The following is a 20,118-nucleotide window of genomic DNA, read 5'->3' on the forward strand; positions in this document are numbered from 1 at the left end:
GGTCCCTCGCAGTCAGTGGGTCACCGTAGGATGGACGGCATGGCCAAGACCAGTACGACGACCCAGGGGCTGCGCGCGGCGATCGAGCGCAGCGGCTACTACCCGGCCCTCGTGGCCGAGGCGGTGGAGGCCGCTGTGGGCGGCGAGCCGATCCGGTCGTACCTGGTCCACCAGGAGACCACGTTCGACCAGAACGAGGTGCGCCGCCATGTGACCGTGCTGGTCCTCACCGCCAACCGCTTCATCGTCAGCCACACCGACGAGCAGGCCGCCGACAACACCTCCCCGACGCCGTACGCCACCACGTCCACGGAGTCCGTGAAGCTCGGCCGGATCTCGTCGGTCGTGCTCAGCCGCGTGGTCGCCAACCCGGAGTCGTACACGCCCGGCACCCTCCCGCGCGAGGTCGTCCTCACCATCGGCTGGGGCGCCGTCTCCCGCATCGACCTGGAGCCGGCCGCCTGCGGCGACCCCAACTGCGACGCGGACCACGGCTACACCGGCAACTCGACGGCCGACGACCTCAGCCTGCGCGTCAGCGAGGCGGGCGACGGCCCCGAGACGGTGCGCCAGGCGCTCGCCTTCGCGCAGGCGCTCTCCGAGGCGACCGCGGACATCGCGCGCTGATGGCGCAGCCCGCCCGCTGGGACCACCCGGAACCGCTCGCCGTGACCGCCGCGCCGGTACCCGAGTACGGCTCCGGCTCCCTCGCCGATCTGCTGCCCACCCTGGCGGCGGGCATGGGCGTCCCCGGCATGACCGCGACGATCCCGGAACTGACCGCCGCCGACCGCGCCTGTGTCTTCCTGATCGACGGCCTCGGCTGGGAGCAGCTCCGGGCGCATCCGGACGAGGCGCCCTTCCTGACCTCGCTGCTGCGCGGCTCCCGCGGCGGCACAGGCCGCCCGCTCACCGCCGGCTACCCGGCGACCACCGCGACCTCCCTCGCCTCCGTCGGCACCGGACTGCCGCCGGGCGCCCACGGCCTGCCCGGCTACACCGTGCGCAATCCGGAGACCGGCGAGCTGATGAACCAGCTGCGCTGGCAGCCGTACACCGCGCCGGGCACCTGGCAGCCGTACCCAACGGTCTTCCAGCTGGCCCACGAGGCGGGCGTGCACGCCGCGCAGGTCTCCTCGCCCGCCTTCGCCAACACGCCCCTCACCAAGGTCGCGCTCAGCGGCGGCACGTTCCACGGCCGACTGACCGGCGAGGAGCGCATGGACCTCGCCGCCGAGCAACTCGCCGCAGGCGACCGCTCCCTCGTCTACACGTACTACGCCGAACTGGACGGCGCCGGCCACCGCTACGGCGTCGCCTCCGACACCTGGCGCGGTCAGCTGATGTACGTCGACCGGCTCGTCCAGCGCCTGGCCGAGCAGCTGCCGTCGCGCAGCGCGCTCTACGTCACCGCCGACCACGGCATGATCGACGTGCCGTTCGACGAGGAGCACCGCATCGACTTCGACCTGGACTGGGAGCTGCGCGCCGGGGTCGCCCTGCTGGGCGGCGAGGGCCGCGCCCGCCATGTCTACGCGCTGCCGGGCGCCGAGAACGACGTACTGACCTGCTGGCGCGAGGTGCTGGGCGAGCAGTTCTGGGTGGCCTCCCGGGACGAGGCGATCGCGGCCGGCTGGTTCGGACCGCTCATCGACGACCGGGTGTACGCCCGGATCGGCGATGTGGTCGCCGCCGCCTGCGACGACGTACTGATCGTCGCCTCGGAGCGGGAGCCCAAGGAGTCCGCCATGGTCGGCAACCACGGGTCCATGACCCCTGCCGAGCAGCTCGTGCCCCTGCTCGAAGTACGCTCCTGACGCACGCCTGACCGTTCCTGCCCCCTCTTGCCTCCCTTGCCGAAAGGTGCTCAACTCCTCATGCCCGAGCTGGTGTTCTTCTCCGGAACCATGGACTGCGGGAAGTCGACGCTGGCTCTCCAGATCGAGCACAACCGCTCCGCGCGGGGGCTCCAGGGCATGATTTTCACCCGTGACGACCGCGCGGGCGAGGGCAAGCTGTCCTCCCGGCTCGGTCTGGTCACCGACGCCGTCGAGGTCGAGGACGGCCAGGACCTGTACGCGTACATCGTCGACCACCTCTCTCAGGGCGGCCGCGCCGACTATGTCATCGCCGACGAGGCGCAGTTCCTGGCCGAGGAGCAGATCGACCAGCTCGCGCGCGTGGTCGACGATCTGGGCGTCGACGTCTACGCCTTCGGCATCACGACCGACTTCCGCTCCAAGCTGTTCCCCGGCTCCCAGCGGCTCGTCGAACTCGCGGACCGGGTCGAGGTCCTCCAGGTCGAGGCGCTGTGCTGGTGCGGCGCCCGCGCCACGCACAACGCCCGTACGGTGGGCGGGGTGATGGTCGTCGAGGGTGCCCAGGTCGTCGTCGGTGACGTCAACCAGGCGGACGCCGTCGGCTACGAGGTGCTGTGCCGCCGCCACCACCGCCGCCGTATGACCGCGGCCTCGGCCCGCGCCGCCGCACTGTCCCCGGACGTCCTGCCGGTGCAGCCGGCCTAGGCTCCTCAGCGCGGGTCCTGGATCAGGGCGAAGCGTGCCCCTTCGGGGTCCGAGACGGTCGCCACGCGGCCGTGGGCGCTGTCCCGGGCCGGGGTGATCACATGCCCGCCCAGCTCGACGAGGCGGGCCAGGGACGCGTCGACGTCGGCCACTTCGAAGTACGTCATCCAGTGCGGCCCCCGGTCGCGGGGCAGCGCGTTGCCCACGCCATGGACGCCGGCAACCGCCCGGCCGCCGATGTGGAGGGTCACGTGGTCGAAGTCGGCGGGCGTCTCCGCCGCCTCCTGGTACTCGTATCCGAAGACCGTCCTGTAGAACTTGACGACGCTCGCCGTGTCGAAGGTCAGCAGCTCGTTCCACGCGGGTGTGCCGGGCGTGCCGGTGACCCCGGTGCCGACATGGGCACCCGCCTGCCAGACGCCGAAGACCGCGCCGCACGGGTCGGAGCCGATCGCCAGCCGCCCGGCGTCGGAGGCGTCCAGCGGGCCGACCCCGATGGTGCCGCCGCACAGCCGTACCGTTTCGGCGGTCGCGTCCGCGTCGTCCGAGGCGAGGTAGGGCGTCCAGGCGACGGGAAGGCGGCGGTCCGGCGGGAGTTGGCCGAGACCGGCCACCTCTTGACCGTCGAGCACGGCCCGTACGTAGGGGCCGAGTTGCTGCGGGCCGGGTTGGAAAGTCCAACCGAACAGCTCTCCGTAGAACTCCTGGGTGGCCGCCAGCCCGTGCACCATCAGACTCACCCAGCAGGGTGTGCCGGGCGCGTACCGAGCGTGCGCTTCGCCGTTGTGGTCGGCCGACCCGCGTGCCTCGGTCATCGTCACTCTCTCCTCGGCCCCTTGCGGTGGCCGTGTCGCTTCCGCCCTCCGGCCCCCCGTGCAGATGCTCGCACCACCGGTGGTGCCGCGCGTCCCGGGCGCGCCGCCGCGCGGTGGTCTGCGATCGGAGGATGCCCGATATGTGGTTGACTGCCCGTTTCCGTGCGTCTGCCGATGGATGTCGATCGGGTGTCGATCGGCTGTACTGCATGTGCTCGATCCCATACGCCTCGTGATCGGGGCTGTCCGGCGGAGGAGAGTAGCCGGACATGGGCGACGGGGCCACCCCATGAGCGAGGATGGTGGCCATGAACGCCATCATCTCCGCATCCGAACTCGCGAGCGCGCCGGCGGGGGAGAACCCGCCCGTCCTGCTCGACGTCCGCTGGCAGTTGAGCGTGGCCAAGGCGGCCGGGGAGCCGCCCTTCGACGGCCGCGCGGAGTACGCGGCCGGGCACCTCCCGGGCGCCGTCTTCGTCGACCTGGACCGCGAGTTGGCGGGTGCCCCCGGTGCGGCCGGCCGGCATCCGCTGCCCGACCTCGCGGAGTTCGGTTCCGCGATGCGCCGGGCGGGCGTGTCGGCCGGTCGGCCGGTGGTCGTCTACGACGGCGGCCAGGGCTGGGCGGCGGCACGCGCGTGGTGGCTGCTGCGCTGGACGGGTCACCCGGATGTGCGGGTCCTCGACGGCGGGTTGCCGGCGTGGGAGGGGGAACTCTCCACCGATGTGCCGGCGCCCGCCGACGGCGACTTCGTGCCCGAGCCTGCGGCGGGCGGGCTGCTCGACGCCGACGGTGCCGCCGCACTGGCCCGCTCCGGTGTGCTCCTCGACGCGCGCGCCGGTGAGCGCTACCGGGGCGAGGTCGAGCCGATCGACCGCGTCGGCGGGCACATCCCGGGCGCCGTCTCCGCGCCCACGAACGACAACGTGGGACCGGACGGCCGCTTCCTGCCCGCCCAGCAGTTGAGGTCGCGCTTCAAGGCACTCGGCGCCACCGACGGAACCGAGGTCGGCGTCTACTGCGGCTCGGGCGTCTCGGCGGCACATGAGGTGCTGGCTCTGGCCGTGGCGGGCATCCCGGCGGCGCTGTACGTCGGTTCGTGGTCCGAGTGGTCGTCGGATCCGTCGCGGCCGGTGGCGGTGGGGGCGGATCCGCAGTAGGCGGAATGCTGGGGTGGGTCCGCTTGGTGCTTGGCGCTTCGTGGTTGGTGGTCTGGTTGGTGGTTGATGGGGCTTGGGCGGCCTGATGGGGCTGGGGGCCGCCGCGGTCGGGGTGGTGGCCCTGCCTGGGCGCGGTGGGGAGCCGGATGTGGTGCGGGGCGGAAGAACCGGGGCGCGGCGCATGCAGCGGCGCGCGCTCGTGCGACGGCGCGCGCTCGTGCGACGGCGCGCGCTCGTGCGACGGCGCGCGCTCGTGCGTCGGCGCGCCGATGCGAGGCCGCTTGAGATGCCTTGGCGCGTGCGTCGTCAACGACCTGAGGGGAGCGGTTCGTCGGGGTGCCGCGATCTCCCCGAGTGCTTCGCGCCCCGGCGCACCGGGACGAGGGCCGTGTCCGGCTGACGCGGCCCTCGTCCTCGTAAGGCTGGCTACTCCTGTTTCTTGCGCCGGGTCCCGAAGACGATCTCGTCCCAGCTCGGCACCGCCGCTCTGCGGCCCGGGCGGACGCCGTCGGCCTCGGCCTGGCGGTCGGTCGCGCCGATCAGGCGGTCGCGGTGGCTGCCGACGGAGCGGGGCATGAGGACGTCCGCGTAGGCGGAACCGGCGGAGGCGGCGGGTGCCGGGGGCTCCTCGGCGTCCGGTTCCTGCGCGGGCTCCTCCGGGATCTCCGCCGGGCGCTCGGGCACGACCAGGTCTCCCCGGAAGCTCGGCACCGCCTCCAGCAGGCTGGTCAGCGAGTCCCGCTCGCGCTCGCCGCTCTCCTCGGCGGGCTCGGACGCCTGCGCGGGCAGGCTCGGCCGGTCCCGGTCGAGGGAACGGTCCGGCGAACGGTCGCGCGGCAGTCGCGCGATGCGCGGCACGAACGGAAAGCTGGGCTCGGGGGCGGAGAGGTCGTCGGACTCGCCGATCAGTGAGCGTGCCTCGTCGTCGACGGCCTGGACGAGCCGCCGGGGCGGGTCGTACGTCCAGCTCGCCGAGTGCGGTTCGCCGGCGACCCGGTAGACGAGCAGGACCTCCCAGGTGCCGTCGTCGCGGCGCCAGGAGTCCCACTGGACGGTGTCCTTCTCGGCCCCGCGCAGCAGCAGCCGCTCCTGGACGGCCTCGCCGAGCTGGGGTCCGGCCGCGCTCTCACCGGGACGGCGCACGGGCGTCTTGCGGGCCCGCTCGGCCATGAAGGCACGCTCGGCCAGCACGGGGCCCTCGAAGCGGCGTACGCGGTCGACGGGGATGCCTGCCATCTGCGCGACCTCTTCCGCGGTCGCGCCGGCGCGTATACGCGCCTGGATGTCGCGGGGGCGGAGATGGCTCTCCACCTCGATCTCGATCTGGCCGAGGCGAGGACGGTCGCCGCGCACGGCGGCGCGGAGCCGTTCGTCGATCGGAAGCGTGTACTCCGTGCTGTCCGCAGCCTTCAGCACCAGCCGTGTGCCGTCATTCGAGACGGCCACGACACGCAGTTCGGGCATGGGGACCTCCCGGGTGGTGCCTGCCGACGTCACGTGCGTCGCTGCTTCCGCTAGTCGAGTGTGGCCTGCCCGGGTGCAGCCTGCCACAACCTTGCCGAGTTGCCCGGCGTGTCGGGCGCGGGCCCTGGATCGCCGTTATGGCACGGTTACCTATTCGCCACTCTAAGTGACCAAGTCCGTCACCCTGTGCAACAAGCCCCCTCCTGGCGGTCCAGCTGGGTTCTGGACACCCTGGAGGGAGACCGGACCCAGGGCTCGCAACAGTACTCCATTTGGGCCACGTGCGTGGATTGGCACGCCGCCCAACTTCTGGCAAGGGTGGCGACTTGGCCGTCCTCAGTGCGGTTCCCGTGATCTTGGCGTGGCGTACTTCACGCGATCTCCAGAAGCGGAACTGATGGTTTCGCTCGTACGTCCCTTCTGGCCCGTGCGTTTCCTTCCGGCTCGTACGTCCCCTTCCGGTGTGGAGGGGAGAAGAAAAAGTGAGGTCACTCCTTCAAGCGCACGGGCGAACAGATTCGTGACGCCCCCTCATCACCGTAGGGGCCGGCGACCCGGCCGCGGCCCCCCGACGACCGGTTCGTCCCTACGACCCCAGAACCCTCCGCAAGTAGTCGTTCTGGAACAGGCGGTTCGGGTCGAGCCGATCCCGCAGCGCCGTGAACTCTCCGAAGCGCGGGTAGACCGAGGCGAAGTACTCCGCGTCGCGCGTGTGCACCTTCCCCCAGTGCGGCCGGCCCTCGTAGGCGGTGAAGATGCGCTCGGCGGCGGTGAAGTACCCCTGGTAGGCGGTCCCTCGGGCCATGTGGACGGCGATGTAGGCGCTGTCGCGGCCGGAGGCGGTGGACAGGGCGATGTCGTCGGCCGGCGCGGTGCGCACCTCGACCGGGAAGCTGATCCGCAGCGGCGAGCGGTCGACCATGGCCTTCAGTTCGCGCAGCGCCTCGGTCACCGCCTCGCGCGGGACGGCGTACTCCATCTCCACGAACCTCACCCGTCGGGGCGATGTGTAGACCTTGTAGGGGATGTCGGTGTAGGTGCGCGCGGACAGGGCCCTGCTGGAGATCCGGGCGATCGCCGGGACGGTGGCGGGCGCCGCCTGGCCGACCCACTGGGCCGCCTGGAAGACGCCGTTGGAGAGGAACTCGTCCTCGAACCAGCCCGCGAACTGCCCGACCGGCCTACGCGGGCCCGCGCTGCGGTTGTTGCGCTTGGTGTTGGTGTTGCCGGTGTGCGGGAACCAGTAGAACTCGAAGTGCTCGTTCTCGGCCCACAGTTCGTCGAAATCGGCGAGCACCTTCTCGAGCGGCATCGGCTCCTCGCGCGCGGTGAGAAGGAAGAGCGGCTCCACGGCGAAGGTGATCGCGGTGACGACGCCCAGGGCGCCGAGACCGATCCGCGCCGCCGCGAAGACGTCCGCGTTCTCCTTTGCGGAGCAGGTGAGCACCGAGCCGTCGGCGGTGACCAGTTCCAGGCCCTTGATCTGCGCGGCCAGGGAGCCGGAGTCGCGGCCCGTGCCATGGGTGCCGGTGCTGGTGGCGCCGGAGACCGTCTGCTCCATGATGTCGCCCATGTTGGTGAGTGACAGACCCTCGCGCGCCAGGACGGTGTTGAGTCTCTTGAGCGGTGTGCCGGCCTCGACCGTGACCGTCATGGAGTCCCGGTCAATGGTGCGTATACCCGTCAACAGTTGAGGGCGTATCAACACACCGTCGGTGGTCGCGATCGACGTGAAGGAGTGGCCGGTGCCGACCGCCTTCACCTTCAGGCCGTCCTCGGCGGCCTGGCGTACCGCCGAGGCCAGTTCCTCGACGGAGGCGGGCTCGACCTCCCGCGCGGGGCGGGCTATGACGTTCCCTCCCCAGTTACGCCATATGCCGTTCCTGACGCTCGTCGTGCTGCTCAACCGTGCCTCCCCGAGCCGGAGCCGGCCTGCTGAGCCGGCGGTACCCCAGGAAACCGACCGCCACCGCGACGGCTCCGGACACCACCGGAACCCCGTACCCCGCCCGCGCCCCGGCGGCGTCGATCACCCAGCCGGCGACCGATGAGCCGAGGGCGACACCGACCGCGAGCCCGGTGCTCACCCAGGTCATGCCCTCGGTCAGCTGCGCGCGTGGTACGTGCTCTTCGATGAGGGACATCGTCGTGATCATCGTCGGTGCGATGGACAGGCCCGCAACGAACAGCGCCACGGCCAGAAGCGGCAAGTTTCCGACCAGTAGGAGGGGGATCATACTCACGGCCATCATGAACACGCCCAGAACCCAGCGACGCTCGGGCGCTCCCCCGAAGCGCAGCAGGCCGAACACCACTCCGGCCACACAGGATCCGGCCGCGTACAGCGCCAGGACGACGCTCGCGGCGGCCTTGTGGCCGCGCTCGTCGGCGAACGCGACGGTCACCACGTCGACCGCCCCGAAGATCGCTCCGGTCGCCACGAAGGTGGCCACCAGGACCTGCAGACCGGGCGAACGCAGCGCCGTACCGCCGCCGTGGCGCTCCCGCGGGTGCGGCTCCGGCTCGGTGGCGCGCTGGGCGGTCAGCCAGAAGACGCCGACGGCCAGGAAGCAGGCCGCGAGCAGCGGACCCGCCTCCGGGAACCAGGACGTGGACAGGCCGATGGCGATGATCGGCCCGAAGATGAAGCACACCTCGTCCACCACGGACTCGAAGGAGTACGCGGTGTGCAGCTGCGGAGTGCCCCGGTACAGGGCAGCCCAGCGCGCGCGGATCATCGCGCCGAGACTCGGCACCGAGCCGATCCCGGCCGCGCACACGAACAGCACCCAGTCGGGCCATCCGAAGTGCGCGGTCAGCAGCAGCCCGGCCGCCGCGGCGAGCGCGACGAGCGTCGCGGGGCGCAGCACCCGGCGCTGACCGTGCCGGTCCACCAGACGGGAGATCTGCGGCCCGATCGCGGCCGCCGACAGCGCGATGGTCGCCGACAGGGCGCCCGCGAGGCCGTAGCGCCCGGTGAGCTGGGAGACCATCGTGACCACGCCGATGCCCATCATCGACAGCGGCATCCGGCCGAGGAACCCCGCGGCGGAGAAACCCTTGGTGCCGGGGACGGCGAACAGGGCGCGATACGGGCTGGGCACGGGCGTCTCCGGTCGGATCCGGTCACGCGCGGGCGACGACGGCTCGGCTCGGCGTGAACAGGGCGGCTGGCTCGGGATGAGCGAGGGCACCTCGTAAGGCGCGATGGCAGCCGATACAGCTTACGAGTCGGGTCACCCGGATGCACCACCGCCCAGGGGCCCGGCCCCGCTCCCACCCCCCCCGCCGTTTCCCGGCTGTCAGTGGCGGATGGCAGGATCGAGTCATGCCAGACGCGCGTGATGCCACTCCCTACGACGCCCTGCTCCTGCTCTCCTTCGGCGGCCCGGAAGGCCCGGACGACGTGGTCCCGTTCCTGGAGAACGTGACGCGCGGGCGCGGCATCCCCAGGGAACGCCTCAAGGAAGTCGGGCAGCACTACTTCCGGTTCGGCGGGGTCAGCCCCATCAACGACCAGAACCGCGCCCTGCTGGACGCCCTCCGCAAGGACTTCGCCGACCACGGCCTGGACCTGCCGGTCTACTGGGGCAACCGCAACTGGGCCCCGTACCTGACCGACACCCTGCGGGAGATGGCCACCGACGGCCGCCGCCGCATCCTCGTCCTCGCCACCAGCGCCTACGCCTCGTACTCGGGCTGTCGGCAGTACCGCGAGAACCTCGCCGACGCGCTCGCCACCCTCCAGGACGAGGGCCTGGAGCTGCCGAAGATCGACAAGCTGCGGCACTACTTCAACCACCCCGGCTTCGTCGAACCCATGATCGACGGCGTGCTCCGGTCCCTCGCCGACCTCCCCGAGGACGTCCGCGACGGCGCCCACCTCGCCTTCTCCACCCACTCGATCCCGAACTCCGCCGCGGACACCTCCGGCCCGGTCGAGGACCACGGCGACGGCGGCGCGTACGTCAAGGAGCACCTGGACGTGGCCCGGCTGATCGCCGACGCCGTCCGCGAGCGCACCGGTGTCGACCACCCCTGGCAGCTCGTTTACCAGTCCCGCTCGGGCGCCCCGCACATCCCGTGGCTGGAGCCCGACATCTGCGACCACCTGGAGGAGCGGCATGCCGCCGGGGTCCCGGCGGTCGTCATCGCCCCCATCGGCTTCGTCTCCGACCACATGGAGGTCCTCTACGACCTCGACACGGAGGCCAGGGCCAAGGCCGAGGAACTGGGCCTGCCGATGCGCCGCTCCGCCACCGTCGGCGCCGACCCGCGCTTCGCCGCCGCCGTCCGGGACCTCGTCCTGGAGCGCGCCGCCAGCGAACGCGGCCAGGACGTCACGCCCTGCGCCCTCGGCGCGCTCGGCGCGAGCCACCACCTGTGCCCCGTCGGCTGCTGCCCGTCCCGCGCCCCCAGGCCGGCCGCCGCCGGCGCCGACAGCCCCTACGCATGAGGAGTCCCGTGACCGACCCCCTGCACACGGAACTGCTCGCCCTCGCCCAGGAGGCCGCCCGCCGGGCCGGCGCCCTGCTGCGCGACGGCCGCCCGGCCGACCTCGCGGTCGCCGCGACCAAGTCCAGCGCCGTCGACGTGGTCACCGAGATGGACATCGCCGCCGAGAAGCTGATCACCACGCTGATCTCCGAGCGGCGCCCCGACGACGGCTTCCTCGGCGAGGAGGGCGCCTCCAGCGACGGCAGCAGCGGCGTCCGCTGGGTGATCGACCCCCTCGACGGCACGGTCAACTACCTCTACGGACTGCCCACCTGGGCCGTGTCCATCGCGGCCGAACAGCACGGCGAGACCGTCGTCGGCGTGGTCGAGATCCCCCTGCGCGGCGAGTCGTACCACGCGGTCCGCGGCGGTGGGGCGTGGGCCACCGGCCCCTGGGAGGGCGAGCGCGCGCTGGCCGTCCGCCCCGCGCCTCCGCTGGACCAGGCGCTCGTCTCCACCGGCTTCAACTACGTCGCCGAGGTCCGCGCCCACCAGGCCGACATTGCCGCCAAGCTGATCCCGATGCTGCGGGACATCCGGCGCGGCGGCTCGGCCGCGATCGACCTGTGCGACGTCGCCGCCGGCCGGCTCGACGGCTACTACGAGCGCGGGCTGCACCCCTGGGACCTCGCGGCGGGGGACCTGATCGCCCGGGAGGCGGGCGCCCTGACCGGTGGACGCCCCGGAGAGCGCCCCGGACGCGATCTCGTGGTCGCGGGGACCCCCGGCGTCTTCGAGCCCCTCCAGCGGCTCCTGGAGGACCTCGGCGCCTGGCACGACTGAGCCGGACCACGGCACACACGCGAAGGGACCCCGGCGCTGGATTCGCCGGGGTCCCTTGTCGCGCTCACGAGCCGGTCAGACGCTTGACGCACCGACTTCCACACCGTGTTCGGCGGCGAGACGGCGCAGGTCGTCGAGCTCGGCCTGTTCCACCTCGACGAGGAAGTCGTCGCCCTCGTCACGAGCCCGCGTCAGGTCGGACTCGGTCGCCCTTATGCGCTGCAGAAGTCCTGCGGTGAATGCGTCCATGCTGCGCCCCCTCGTCCTGGGTCGTGGGTCGATGGCACGGGGGTGTGCCGTTCGGAAGGGGCGATCACGTCTCGACAGGGTGCCCGGCGCTGCCCGTGCCGGGCGGCGACGATGCCGGACACCCACGCCCGCTCTGCGGAAAAGCGGATCGTGTGTACCGCATGGTGCTGCGGCACACGCAGAGCGTGATCGCGGGGTGTAAAGCGTCCTCCCCCCGCTCCCCTCCGCGGAAACCTCAACCAGCCGAGAAAATCCGGCATTCCCGCGCCGCACGCCCGCACCGCCGGGTCGCGCCTCTCGCCTTACTGCCGACTTATGGCCGAAAAGGGCAGGATGGAGGTCCACACCCCATGCAGACCCCTGCCCACGCGCGCTCACACAGCGCTACGCGGGTGGACACAGGAAGGACAAGCGACGTGCGCGTACTCGTCGTCGAGGACGAGCAACTGCTCGCCGATGCGGTGGCCACCGGACTGCGCCGGGAGGCCATGGCCGTCGACGTCGTGTACGACGGTGCGGCCGCCCTGGAGCGCATCGGCGTCAACGACTACGACGTGGTCGTCCTCGACCGCGACCTCCCGCTGGTGCACGGCGACGACGTCTGCCGCAAGATCGTCGAGCTGGGCATGCCCACGCGCGTGCTGATGCTCACCGCCTCCGGCGACGTCAGCGACCGGGTCGAGGGCCTGGAGATCGGCGCCGACGACTACCTCCCCAAGCCGTTCGCCTTCAGCGAGCTGATCGCACGCGTGCGTGCCCTCGGTCGGCGCACCAGCGTGCCCCTGCCGCCCGTCCTGGAGCGCGCCGGCATCAAGCTCGACCCCAACCGCCGCGAGGTCTTCCGCGACGGCAAGGAGGTCCAGCTGGCGCCCAAGGAGTTCGCCGTCCTGGAGGTCCTGATGCGCTCCGAGGGCGCGGTCGTCTCCGCAGAGCAGCTCCTGGAGAAGGCGTGGGACGAGAACACCGACCCGTTCACCAACGTCGTACGGGTGACCGTCATGACCCTGCGCCGCAAGCTGGGTGAGCCCCCCGTCATCGTCACCGTCCCCGGCTCCGGCTACCGGATCTGATACCCCGTGGCGACGACCCCGGCGCCTCCGCAGGCGCCTCCGAAACCCACCTGGGACCCACGGCGGGCGGATCCCCCCTTCCCGTGGCTGCGCCCGACCATCCGCATACGCCTCACGCTGCTGTACGGCGGCATGTTCCTGATCGCCGGCATCCTCCTGCTGTCGATCATCTACCTGCTGGCGGCGCAGGCGCTGAACGTGGGCAGCAAGCTGCCCTTCGAGATCACCGTGGGCAATGTCAAGAGCGAGATCTGCGACCTCCCCGACAAGGCATCGCCCGACGTGTTCAACAGCGCCATGAACGACTGCGTCAACGAGCAGCGCCGGCACGCCCTGGACAACCTGCTCAGCCGCTCCCTGCTGGCGCTGCTCGGCCTCGCCGTGATCGCCTTCGCCTTCGGCTACGCCATGGCGGGGCGGGTACTGTCCCCGCTCGGCCGGATCACCCGCACCGCGCGCGCGGTGGCGGGCTCGGACCTGTCCCGCCGTATCGAGCTGGACGGCCCGGACGACGAGCTGAAGGAGCTGGCCGACACCTTCGACGAGATGCTGGAGCGCCTCCAGCGGGCCTTCACGGCCCAGCAGCGCTTCGTCGGCAACGCCTCGCACGAGCTGAGAACGCCGCTCGCGATCAACCGCACTCTCCTCGAGGTGCACCTCTCCGACCCGAACGCGCCCGTGGAGCTCCAGCAGCTGGGCAAGACACTGCTGGCCACCAACGAGCGCAGCGAACAGCTCGTGGAGGGCCTGCTGCTGCTCGCTCGCAGCGACAACCAGATCGTCGAGCGCAAACCCGTCGACCTCGCCGAGGTGGCCGGCCAGGCCATCGACCAGGTGCACGCCGAGGCGGAGGCCAAGGGAGTGGAGATCCGCGGCCACCGCGAGACGGCCGTCGTCCAGGGCAACGGTGTCCTGCTGGAGCGGATCGCCCTGAACCTGGTGCAGAATGCCGTGCGCTACAACATCCCCGAGGGCGGCTGGGTCGAGGTCACCACCGAGGTCCAGCACGGCCACGCGGTCATGGTCGTGTCCAACACGGGGCCGGTCGTACCGGCGTACGAGATCGACAACATCTTCGAGCCCTTCCGGCGGCTGCGTACGGAGCGCACGGGGAGCGACAAGGGCGTCGGGCTCGGCCTGTCCATCGTCCGGTCGGTGGCGCGCGCCCATGGCGGGCACATCGTGGCGCAGCCGCGTGAGGGGGGAGGGCTCGTGATGCGAGTGACCCTTCCGCTCTGAGATCATGTCGCCGACACACGAGGTTGTTCGCTTTGCGCGGAATTTTCGGATCCCCCGCCCGGTATCCCCGTGTGTGATCGATCACAGGGGCGAATTTCCGGCCATCTACTCTCCGTGATCATGTGACCTGCCGGAAAGCCCGGAACATCCGGGTTTTCGGGTGTCCTGATCACGGGAAGTACACGGTGAGACGCCTTTGAACTGCGGCATTGGGACCGTGTACGGTCCGGTTCGCCATCCAAGCCGATCACTCTTGAGGAGTCCGGTTGGGTGTCGATTGAGTAACAGACCTTGATGTGAGGCAAAATCTCCGCCTCAGGTCGGGCACAAGTCCGGCCTCTCACGCGTTACGTGCGCTGGAGACACCGCAGACACCCAGAGGGGGAGAGCGACAACATGGCTACCGATTACGACACTCCACGCAAGACCGACGACGACGTCGACTCCGACAGCCTCGAAGAGCTGAAGGCTCGGCGGAACGACAAGTCCGCCTCCTCCGTCGACGTCGACGAGTTCGAGGCCGCTGAGGGCCTCGAACTGCCCGGCGCCGACCTCTCCAATGAGGAGTTGGCTGTTCGAGTACTGCCGAAGCAGCAGGACGAGTTCACCTGCATGAGCTGCTTCCTGGTGCATCACCGCAGCCAGCTGGCCCGGGAGAAGAACGGTCAGCCGATCTGCCGCGACTGCGACTGAGGGCGGGTCGGCCGTGACTGGCTCGACCCCACCTCGGAAGCACCGCTTCCCCCTGCGGGGAGCGGACAAAGGGCCGTCCGGCGGCCCTCATCGCGCGCGTGACGACGGGCGAGGCTCATCCGGCACGGGAAGGGTCCCGGCGGGAGACGCCTCGCTCGAACCGGCGGGCGACCGGGGTGACCGCCCGGTGCCGGCAGCGACTCCCGACACTGTCGCCACGGGAGCGCAGCCCGCCCGCACGGAACCGGGCGCCCGGGGCAGGACCGCGGCGCTCCGGGGCAAAGCCAGGGACCTGGCCCGGGAAGGCGCCCGCAGGGGCGGCAGCCGGGCCCGAGCGGGGCTGACCTACCTCGCCGACCGGATCATCGACATCACCCCGAGGATCCCCGTACGGGACCTCCAGACCCTGCGAAGGCAGTTCCCCGGCCTCGGACCGGAAGAGCTCGCGGGCAAGCTCGTGGCGGGGGCGGCGGCCGCGTCCTCCACCGTCGGAGCCGGCGTGGGTGCGGCCGCCATGCTGCCCGTGCCGCCCGCCATGCCCACGGAACTGGCCGCCGAGATCACCGGCGTCGCGGCGATCGAGCTCAAACTGATCGCCGAACTCCACGAGGTCTACGGCGTCCGACCGCCCGGAAACCTGAAGGACCGCAGCACCGCGTATCTGCGCCAGTGGTCCGGCGAACGCGGCATCGACGTGCTCAAGCCGTCCTCGGTCAACTCCGCGCTCGGCGTCCGGATGAAGCGCGAGCTGCGGCAGCAGATCATGAAGCGCATGGTGCGCGACCTGCCCAGCCTGACGCCGTTCCTGGTGGGCGCGGCGGTGGGCGCGCTGATGAACCGGCGTGACACCAAGAGACTCGCGGCCAGGATCCGCGCGGACCTGCGCGCCGTACAGGTGCCCTGGGACGCGTTGGCCGAACTGCCGCCGCTGGAGACGCCGACGGACGCGCTGACCATGGGGGAGATCTCCGGTCAGCTGCGGCACGGCAGGCTCGTCGGCACGAAGCTCCGGGACGGTGAGACCGCTCGGGACGGAGAAATCGCGCGGGACGGAGAAATCGCGCGGGACGGAGAAATCGCGCGGGACGGCGAGAAGCCCGGGCCTGAGGGCGACCCGGGCTCCGGAAAGTCTTCGTAAAGCCGCGAAAGCTTAAGGGGACGCTCAGGGCGTCAGGCCGCGGCCTTCCGGGCCGCCTCCAGCGCCTGCGTCAGCCGCTCCGGCTCACGCGTCGACAGGTACAGGTACGGCGTCGGGTCGTCCGGGTCGGTGACCTCCACGCGCAGCGCCGTCGGGATGTAGGCCCGCAACAGCAGGAACGCGCGGGTGTCGGCCTTGTACGTGCGCCAGGCGCGCGCCTCCTCGCCCCGCAGGATCTCCGCCTCGCCCAGCGCCGTGACCGGGATCTTCGCGTCGCCGGCGATCAGCGAGCCGCCCACCACACGGATACGGACGGAGCCGTACGCGCTGGCCACGACGGCCGCCGCCGCGGTGCCGCCGACCAGGCCACCGAGCATCGGCAGGGTGCCGAAAGGCAGCACGATCAGGGCCATGGAGACGCCCACGAGGAAGGAGAGCAGCCACCACGAGCGGGGGGCGGTGAGGCGTTCTTCGTACGGAGTGGTGGAGAACTGCATGCCGCCAAGCTTGGCACGGTGTCCGGATCGCGCCGACGCGCGGGTAAGGTCTGCGGCTGTGAGTGGTACTTCCGCAGCTCTTCAACCCCCTGCCGACGCCGTGAAACCGGTGAGGCATCCCGACGCTCCCGTGCCCGGCGAGCTTCTCGGTGCCCACTACGACCAGTGTTTCGGGTGCGGCGGTGCGCAGCCGCACGGGCTGCACCTGGAGGCGCGGGCCGGCGACGGCGTCAGCGTCACCGCCGAGTTCACCGTGCAGCCCGCCCACCAGGGCGCGCCCGGGCTGGCGCACGGCGGGGTGCTGGCGACCGCGCTGGACGAGACGCTCGGCTCCCTGAACTGGCTGCTGCGGACGATCGCCGTGACCGGGCGGCTGGAGACGGACTTCGTGCGGCCGGTGCCCGTCGGTACCACGCTGTACCTGGAAGCCGAGGTCACCGCGGTGGCCGGGCGGAAGATCTACTCGACGGCCACCGGGCGGATCGGCGGCCCCGACGGGCCCGTCGCCGTCCGCGCCGACGCGCTCTTCATCGAGGTCCAGGTGGAGCACTTCGTCCACCACGGCCGCGAGGAGGAGATCCAGGCCGCCATGAACGACCCGGACCAGATCCGGCGGGCCCGCGCCTTCGAGGTGAACCCGTGAGCCGCGACCCCCTGCACGTACTCATCCGGCGCGTCGACCCGGACGTACCGCTTCCGGCGTACGCGCATCCCGGTGACGCGGGGGCCGATCTGCGGACCACCGAGAGCTGTGAACTGAAGCCGGGGGAACGAGCCGTACTGCCCACGGGGGTGTCCATCGCGCTGCCTGAGGGGTACGCGGCCTTCGTGCATCCCCGGTCCGGGCTCGCCGCCCGATGCGGTGTAGCCCTGGTGAATGCCCCGGGGACGGTTGATGCCGGGTACCGTGGGGAGATCAAGGTGATCGTGGTGAATCTCGACCCGTGCGAGCCCGTGCGGTTCGAGCGCTTCGACCGGATTGCCCAACTGGTCGTCCAGCAGGTCGAGAGGGTCCGCTTCCAGGAGGTCGTGGAACTTCCCGACTCGGCGCGGGCCGAGGGGGGCTTCGGATCCACCGGCGGCCATGCCGCGGTGGCCGGAAACAGCAGCACAAGCGGTCAGGCCGCCGAGGGCGGCGCAACGGGTGGGTATCGATACGCTTCGGTCGTATCCGACCGGGAAGGACAGTGACGTGTTCGGACGTCGCAAGAAGAAGGGTGCCGCCGAGAACGCGGCCGGCGAGGCCGAGCAGGTCGTCGACAGTGTCGACACTGAGGCGGACGAAGAAGAGGGCGTGCGCGAGCGCGTGCGGCTCGAGCCCGAGCCGCGGCCCGACGGGCCCTGGGACAGCTCGGAGGTGCGCGACCCCGGTGAGGGCCGCGTGGACCTTGGCGGACTTTTCGTGCCGGGTGTCGACGGCATGGAGCTGCGGGTGGAGGTCGCGGGCGACGCGATCGTCGCGGCGACCGTCGTGCTGCGCGACAGTGCCATCCAGCTGCAGGCGTTCGCCGCGCCCAAGCGTGAGGGCATCTGGGGCGAGGTGCGCGAGGAGATCGGCTCGGGCATCACCCAGCAGGGCGGGATCGTCGACGAGGTCGAGGGCCCGCTGGGCTGGGAGCTGCGCGCCCAGGTGCCGGTGCAGCTGCCGGACGGCACGGGTGGTTTCCACGTCGTGCGGTTCGTCGGTGTGGACGGTCCGCGCTGGTTCCTGCGCGGAGTGATCTCCGGTCAGGGCGCGGTGCAGCCGCAGGCCGCCGGACTGCTCGAACAGATCTTCAGGGACACGGTCGTGGTCCGGGGTGACGGGCCCATGGCCCCCCGCGATCCGATCGTCCTGAAGCTGCCGAACGACGCGCAGATGGTGCCGGAGGGTGTCCAGCAGGAGGAGGGCTCCCGCTTCTCCGGCGGTATGGGCCAGCTGCAGCGCGGACCGGAGATCACCGAGGTCCGCTAGCGGCTCGGCTGTTCAGCCGTTCAAGGGCCGTACCCCGTTCGGGGTGCGGCCCATTGTCGTGCCTACGTCAGGCCGCCAGATCGACGTCTGATCGACGCCTGGTCGGGGGACCATCGCCCGCGGACACACCATTGAGGGCCGGGCGGAAGATCGCGATACTGACGCCCGGCCCACGGGGGAACAGGGGAGGACACATGAGCCAGGTCGCCACCGACACCATGGTGCGGGTGGAGCACGTCCACAAGTCGTACGGCCAGGGAGCCGCCGTCGTCCATGCGCTGCGCGGTGTCTCCTTCGACATCCCGCGCGGTGAGCTCGTCGCCCTCAAGGGACGCTCGGGCTCCGGCAAGACCACCCTGCTCAACATCGTCGGCGGGCTCGACACGCCGGACCAGGGCCGGATCGCCGTCGACGGCATGGATCTGTCGCGGCTCGGCGAGGACGGCCTGCTGGCCCTGCGCCGGGACCGCATCGGGTTCGTCTTCCAGTCCTTCGGCCTCATCCCCATCCTCACCGCCGCCGAGAACGTGGGCGTGCCGCTGCGGATGCGCCGGGCCGAGGTGCGCGAGCGTGAGGAGCGTGTCGAGCTGCTGCTGTCCCTCGTGGGCCTGGCCGATCACGCGGCCCAGCGGCCCGGCGAGCTGTCCGGCGGACAGCAGCAGCGGGTGGCCATCGCCCGTGCCCTGGCCAACAGCCCCTCGCTGCTGATCGCCGACGAGCCCACCGGCCAGCTGGACGCGGAGACCGGTCACGCGGTGATGGAACTGCTGCGGGCGGTCGTGCGCAGTGAACAGGTCACCGCCCTCGTCGCCACTCATGACGCCACCCTGCTCGACCTGGCCGACCGGGTGCTGGAACTGCGCGACGGGGAGATACGGGACGAGGATGGGGAGACACCGGACGAGGGGGAGTAGCTCGACTGCCCGGTAGCCGCCGCCCCTCCCATCAGGGTTGCGTCAAAGACGTTCCACGATCGCTTCGTCGTCCTGTATGCCCGGATCGTTGGCCGTAGGGTCGACGCTGAGTACGCAGTAGCTACTGGAAGACAATGGGGTCATGGCACGCGGCAAGCTTCGGATCTGTCTCGAGGAGACCCGGTCCGAGCCTCCGCATCGTCGAGCCGCAGGGGGAGGCAGCCAGCGCCGCCGCGAGGTCCGCGCGGCGCCGGATACTCGGACGACCTGAACGATCCCCACGACCTGAACAGCTCGGCAGGCCCGAACAGCCCGTGCATTCCGAAAGGCAGGCTTCATGACCCGGGTGCTCGTGATCGATGACGAGCCGCAGATCGTGCGCGCCCTTGTGATCAATCTCAAGGCACGGAAGTACGAGGTGGACGCGGCTCAGGACGGTGCAGGCGCGCTCCAGCTCGCGGCCGCCCGTCACCCGGATGTGGTGATCCTCGACCTGGGGCTGCCGGACATGGACGGCGTGGAGGTGATCAAGGGACTGCGCGGCTGGACCCGGGTGCCGATCCTGGTGCTGTCCGCCCGGCACTCCTCGGACGAGAAGGTGGAGGCGCTGGACGCGGGCGCCGACGACTACGTCACCAAGCCGTTCGGCATGGACGAGCTGCTGGCGCGGCTGCGGGCCGCCGTGCGGCGGGCCGAGCCGGCCGGGAGCGGCGAGGACGACGTGGTCCTGGTGGAGACGGACGGCTTCACCGTCGACCTGGTCGCCAAGAAGGTCAACCGGGGCGGCAAGGACGTCCGGCTGACGCCCACGGAGTGGCATCTGCTGGAGGTGCTGGTGCGCAACACCGGCCGGCTGGTCAGCCAGCGACAGCTGTTGCAGGAGGTGTGGGGGCCGTCCTACGGGACGGAGACCAACTACCTGCGTGTGTACATGGCGCAGCTGCGCAGAAAGCTGGAGGCCGACCCCTCGCACCCCAAGCACTTCATCACGGAGCCGGGGATGGGCTACCGCTTCGAGCGCTAGCTGTTCTGCCCACGGAGGTTGGTGACAGCGATCACTGACGTGTGATCTTGAAATGGGTGAGGGCCCTCTGGCTCGGTGTGGATTGCGAGATCTGCA

At 71.1% G+C, this 20,118-nt stretch carries 21 protein-coding genes; 15 read left to right on the forward strand and 6 right to left on the reverse strand.

Translation table 11 applies throughout. The features are described from left to right. Positions 1 to 30 precede the first annotated feature (30 nt). The 3 genes from ACH5AC_RS33655 to ACH5AC_RS33665 are packed head-to-tail and all read left to right on the forward strand — an operon-like array spanning position 31 to position 2,525. Positions 31 to 627, forward strand: a complete 597-nt coding sequence (locus tag ACH5AC_RS33655; RefSeq protein WP_398866084.1) for a DUF5998 family protein — start codon at positions 31 to 33, stop codon at positions 625 to 627. Continuing rightward, entirely contained in the window at positions 627 to 1,817 is a 1,191-nt protein-coding gene (locus ACH5AC_RS33660) for an alkaline phosphatase family protein (RefSeq protein WP_398866085.1), read from the forward strand. Before ACH5AC_RS33655 ends, ACH5AC_RS33660 begins: the two co-directional genes overlap by 1 nt. 60 nt (positions 1,818 to 1,877) lie before the next feature. Next, entirely contained in the window at positions 1,878 to 2,525 is a 648-nt protein-coding gene (locus ACH5AC_RS33665; protein ID WP_398866086.1) for a thymidine kinase, read from the forward strand. A gap of 5 nt (positions 2,526 to 2,530) precedes the next feature. Here the strand turns inward: ACH5AC_RS33665 and ACH5AC_RS33670 are convergent, their stop codons facing one another. Further along, positions 2,531 to 3,340: a VOC family protein gene (locus tag ACH5AC_RS33670; protein ID WP_398866087.1), complete on the reverse strand. Its 810-nt coding sequence runs from the start codon at positions 3,338 to 3,340 to the stop codon at positions 2,531 to 2,533. A gap of 308 nt (positions 3,341 to 3,648) precedes the next feature. On the opposite strand from ACH5AC_RS33670, the gene ACH5AC_RS33675 reads away from it, so the two are divergent. Then, complete coding sequence (locus ACH5AC_RS33675) at positions 3,649 to 4,500, forward strand: sulfurtransferase (protein ID WP_398866088.1); 852 nt, start codon at positions 3,649 to 3,651, stop codon at positions 4,498 to 4,500. 426 nt (positions 4,501 to 4,926) lie between these two features. Here ACH5AC_RS33675 and sepH read toward each other — a convergent pair whose 3' ends face one another. The 3 genes from sepH to ACH5AC_RS33690 all read right to left on the reverse strand — a co-directional run bounded on the left by sepH (position 4,927) and on the right by ACH5AC_RS33690 (position 9,068). After that, positions 4,927 to 5,964, reverse strand: a complete 1,038-nt coding sequence (sepH, locus tag ACH5AC_RS33680; protein ID WP_398866089.1) for a septation protein SepH — start codon at positions 5,962 to 5,964, stop codon at positions 4,927 to 4,929. A gap of 586 nt (positions 5,965 to 6,550) precedes the next feature. Continuing rightward, positions 6,551 to 7,870, reverse strand: coding sequence for a D-arabinono-1,4-lactone oxidase (locus ACH5AC_RS33685; protein WP_398866090.1), 1,320 nt, complete (start codon positions 7,868 to 7,870; stop codon positions 6,551 to 6,553). Beyond that, on the reverse strand, positions 7,830 to 9,068 hold the full coding sequence (locus ACH5AC_RS33690) for an MFS transporter (RefSeq protein WP_398866091.1): 1,239 nt from the start codon (positions 9,066 to 9,068) through the stop codon (positions 7,830 to 7,832). The genes ACH5AC_RS33685 and ACH5AC_RS33690 overlap by 41 nt, the downstream gene beginning before the upstream one ends. A gap of 224 nt (positions 9,069 to 9,292) precedes the next feature. Here ACH5AC_RS33690 and ACH5AC_RS33695 point away from each other — a divergent pair, with 224 nt between their 5' ends. Next, positions 9,293 to 10,420 carry a ferrochelatase gene (locus ACH5AC_RS33695; protein ID WP_398866092.1) on the forward strand — a complete coding sequence of 376 codons (1,128 nt, stop codon included), beginning with the start codon at positions 9,293 to 9,295 and terminating at the stop codon, positions 10,418 to 10,420. A gap of 8 nt (positions 10,421 to 10,428) precedes the next feature. After that, complete coding sequence (locus tag ACH5AC_RS33700) at positions 10,429 to 11,244, forward strand: inositol monophosphatase family protein (protein WP_398866093.1); 816 nt, start codon at positions 10,429 to 10,431, stop codon at positions 11,242 to 11,244. 75 nt (positions 11,245 to 11,319) lie between these two features. Here the strand turns inward: ACH5AC_RS33700 and ACH5AC_RS33705 are convergent, their stop codons facing one another. Then, positions 11,320 to 11,493 carry a hypothetical protein gene (locus ACH5AC_RS33705; RefSeq protein ID WP_199848057.1) on the reverse strand — a complete coding sequence of 58 codons (174 nt, stop codon included), beginning with the start codon at positions 11,491 to 11,493 and terminating at the stop codon, positions 11,320 to 11,322. Between the two features lie 416 nt (positions 11,494 to 11,909). Between ACH5AC_RS33705 and ACH5AC_RS33710 the strand changes: the two genes are divergently transcribed. The 4 genes from ACH5AC_RS33710 to ACH5AC_RS33725 all read left to right on the forward strand — a co-directional run bounded on the left by ACH5AC_RS33710 (position 11,910) and on the right by ACH5AC_RS33725 (position 15,633). Beyond that, entirely contained in the window at positions 11,910 to 12,563 is a 654-nt protein-coding gene (locus ACH5AC_RS33710; RefSeq protein ID WP_003993508.1) for a response regulator transcription factor, read from the forward strand. A 6-nt stretch (positions 12,564 to 12,569) separates the two neighbouring features. Continuing rightward, entirely contained in the window at positions 12,570 to 13,802 is a 1,233-nt protein-coding gene (locus ACH5AC_RS33715) for a sensor histidine kinase (RefSeq protein WP_398866094.1), read from the forward strand. 396 nt (positions 13,803 to 14,198) lie between these two features. Further along, the gene (locus ACH5AC_RS33720; protein ID WP_043504706.1) at positions 14,199 to 14,495 is read left to right on the forward strand and encodes a DUF4193 domain-containing protein; all 297 of its coding nucleotides are present in this window, start codon (positions 14,199 to 14,201) and stop codon (positions 14,493 to 14,495) included. Positions 14,496 to 14,508: 13 nt separating this feature from the next. Then, entirely contained in the window at positions 14,509 to 15,633 is a 1,125-nt protein-coding gene (locus ACH5AC_RS33725; protein WP_398866095.1) for a hypothetical protein, read from the forward strand. A 32-nt stretch (positions 15,634 to 15,665) separates the two neighbouring features. Here ACH5AC_RS33725 and ACH5AC_RS33730 read toward each other — a convergent pair whose 3' ends face one another. After that, a complete protein-coding gene (locus ACH5AC_RS33730) occupies positions 15,666 to 16,130 on the reverse strand; it encodes a DUF3093 domain-containing protein (RefSeq protein ID WP_398866096.1) in 465 nt (154 codons plus the stop codon). Between the two features lie 58 nt (positions 16,131 to 16,188). Here ACH5AC_RS33730 and ACH5AC_RS33735 point away from each other — a divergent pair, with 58 nt between their 5' ends. The 5 genes from ACH5AC_RS33735 (at position 16,189) to ACH5AC_RS33755 (ending at position 20,022) form a co-directional block, all read left to right on the forward strand. Further along, positions 16,189 to 16,773: a PaaI family thioesterase gene (locus ACH5AC_RS33735; RefSeq protein WP_398866097.1), complete on the forward strand. Its 585-nt coding sequence runs from the start codon at positions 16,189 to 16,191 to the stop codon at positions 16,771 to 16,773. Next, entirely contained in the window at positions 16,770 to 17,321 is a 552-nt protein-coding gene (gene dut, locus ACH5AC_RS33740) for a dUTP diphosphatase (protein WP_398866098.1), read from the forward strand. The genes ACH5AC_RS33735 and dut overlap by 4 nt, the downstream gene beginning before the upstream one ends. A 1-nt stretch (position 17,322) precedes the next feature. Next, positions 17,323 to 18,084: a DUF3710 domain-containing protein gene (locus ACH5AC_RS33745; protein WP_398866099.1), complete on the forward strand. Its 762-nt coding sequence runs from the start codon at positions 17,323 to 17,325 to the stop codon at positions 18,082 to 18,084. A gap of 194 nt (positions 18,085 to 18,278) precedes the next feature. Then, positions 18,279 to 18,998, forward strand: coding sequence for an ABC transporter ATP-binding protein (locus ACH5AC_RS33750; protein ID WP_398866101.1), 720 nt, complete (start codon positions 18,279 to 18,281; stop codon positions 18,996 to 18,998). A 337-nt stretch (positions 18,999 to 19,335) separates the two neighbouring features. Continuing rightward, on the forward strand, positions 19,336 to 20,022 hold the full coding sequence (locus tag ACH5AC_RS33755) for a response regulator (RefSeq protein ID WP_398866103.1): 687 nt from the start codon (positions 19,336 to 19,338) through the stop codon (positions 20,020 to 20,022). Positions 20,023 to 20,118 lie beyond the last annotated feature (96 nt).

It is taken from the genome of Streptomyces sp. NPDC018693, assembly GCF_044391385.1.
GTDB lineage: Bacteria > Actinomycetota > Actinomycetes > Streptomycetales > Streptomycetaceae > Streptomyces.

Bases quoted from the DNA above. Each gene is read 5' to 3' on its own strand.
- ACH5AC_RS33655 (WP_398866084.1), top strand. From the start codon at position 31: ATGGACGGCATGGCCAAGACCAGTACGACGACCCAGGGGCTGCGCGCG.
- ACH5AC_RS33660 (WP_398866085.1), top strand. From the start codon at position 627: ATGGCGCAGCCCGCCCGCTGGGACCACCCGGAACCGCTCGCCGTGACC.
- ACH5AC_RS33665 (WP_398866086.1), top strand. From the start codon at position 1,878: ATGCCCGAGCTGGTGTTCTTCTCCGGAACCATGGACTGCGGGAAGTCG.
- ACH5AC_RS33670 (WP_398866087.1), bottom strand. From the start codon at position 3,340: ATGACCGAGGCACGCGGGTCGGCCGACCACAACGGCGAAGCGCACGCT.
- ACH5AC_RS33675 (WP_398866088.1), top strand. From the start codon at position 3,649: ATGAACGCCATCATCTCCGCATCCGAACTCGCGAGCGCGCCGGCGGGG.
- sepH (WP_398866089.1), bottom strand. From the start codon at position 5,964: ATGCCCGAACTGCGTGTCGTGGCCGTCTCGAATGACGGCACACGGCTG.
- ACH5AC_RS33695 (WP_398866092.1), top strand. From the start codon at position 9,293: ATGCCAGACGCGCGTGATGCCACTCCCTACGACGCCCTGCTCCTGCTC.
- ACH5AC_RS33705 (WP_199848057.1), bottom strand. From the start codon at position 11,493: ATGGACGCATTCACCGCAGGACTTCTGCAGCGCATAAGGGCGACCGAG.
- ACH5AC_RS33720 (WP_043504706.1), top strand. From the start codon at position 14,199: ATGGCTACCGATTACGACACTCCACGCAAGACCGACGACGACGTCGAC.
- ACH5AC_RS33730 (WP_398866096.1), bottom strand. From the start codon at position 16,130: ATGCAGTTCTCCACCACTCCGTACGAAGAACGCCTCACCGCCCCCCGC.
- ACH5AC_RS33750 (WP_398866101.1), top strand. From the start codon at position 18,279: ATGAGCCAGGTCGCCACCGACACCATGGTGCGGGTGGAGCACGTCCAC.
- ACH5AC_RS33755 (WP_398866103.1), top strand. From the start codon at position 19,336: ATGACCCGGGTGCTCGTGATCGATGACGAGCCGCAGATCGTGCGCGCC.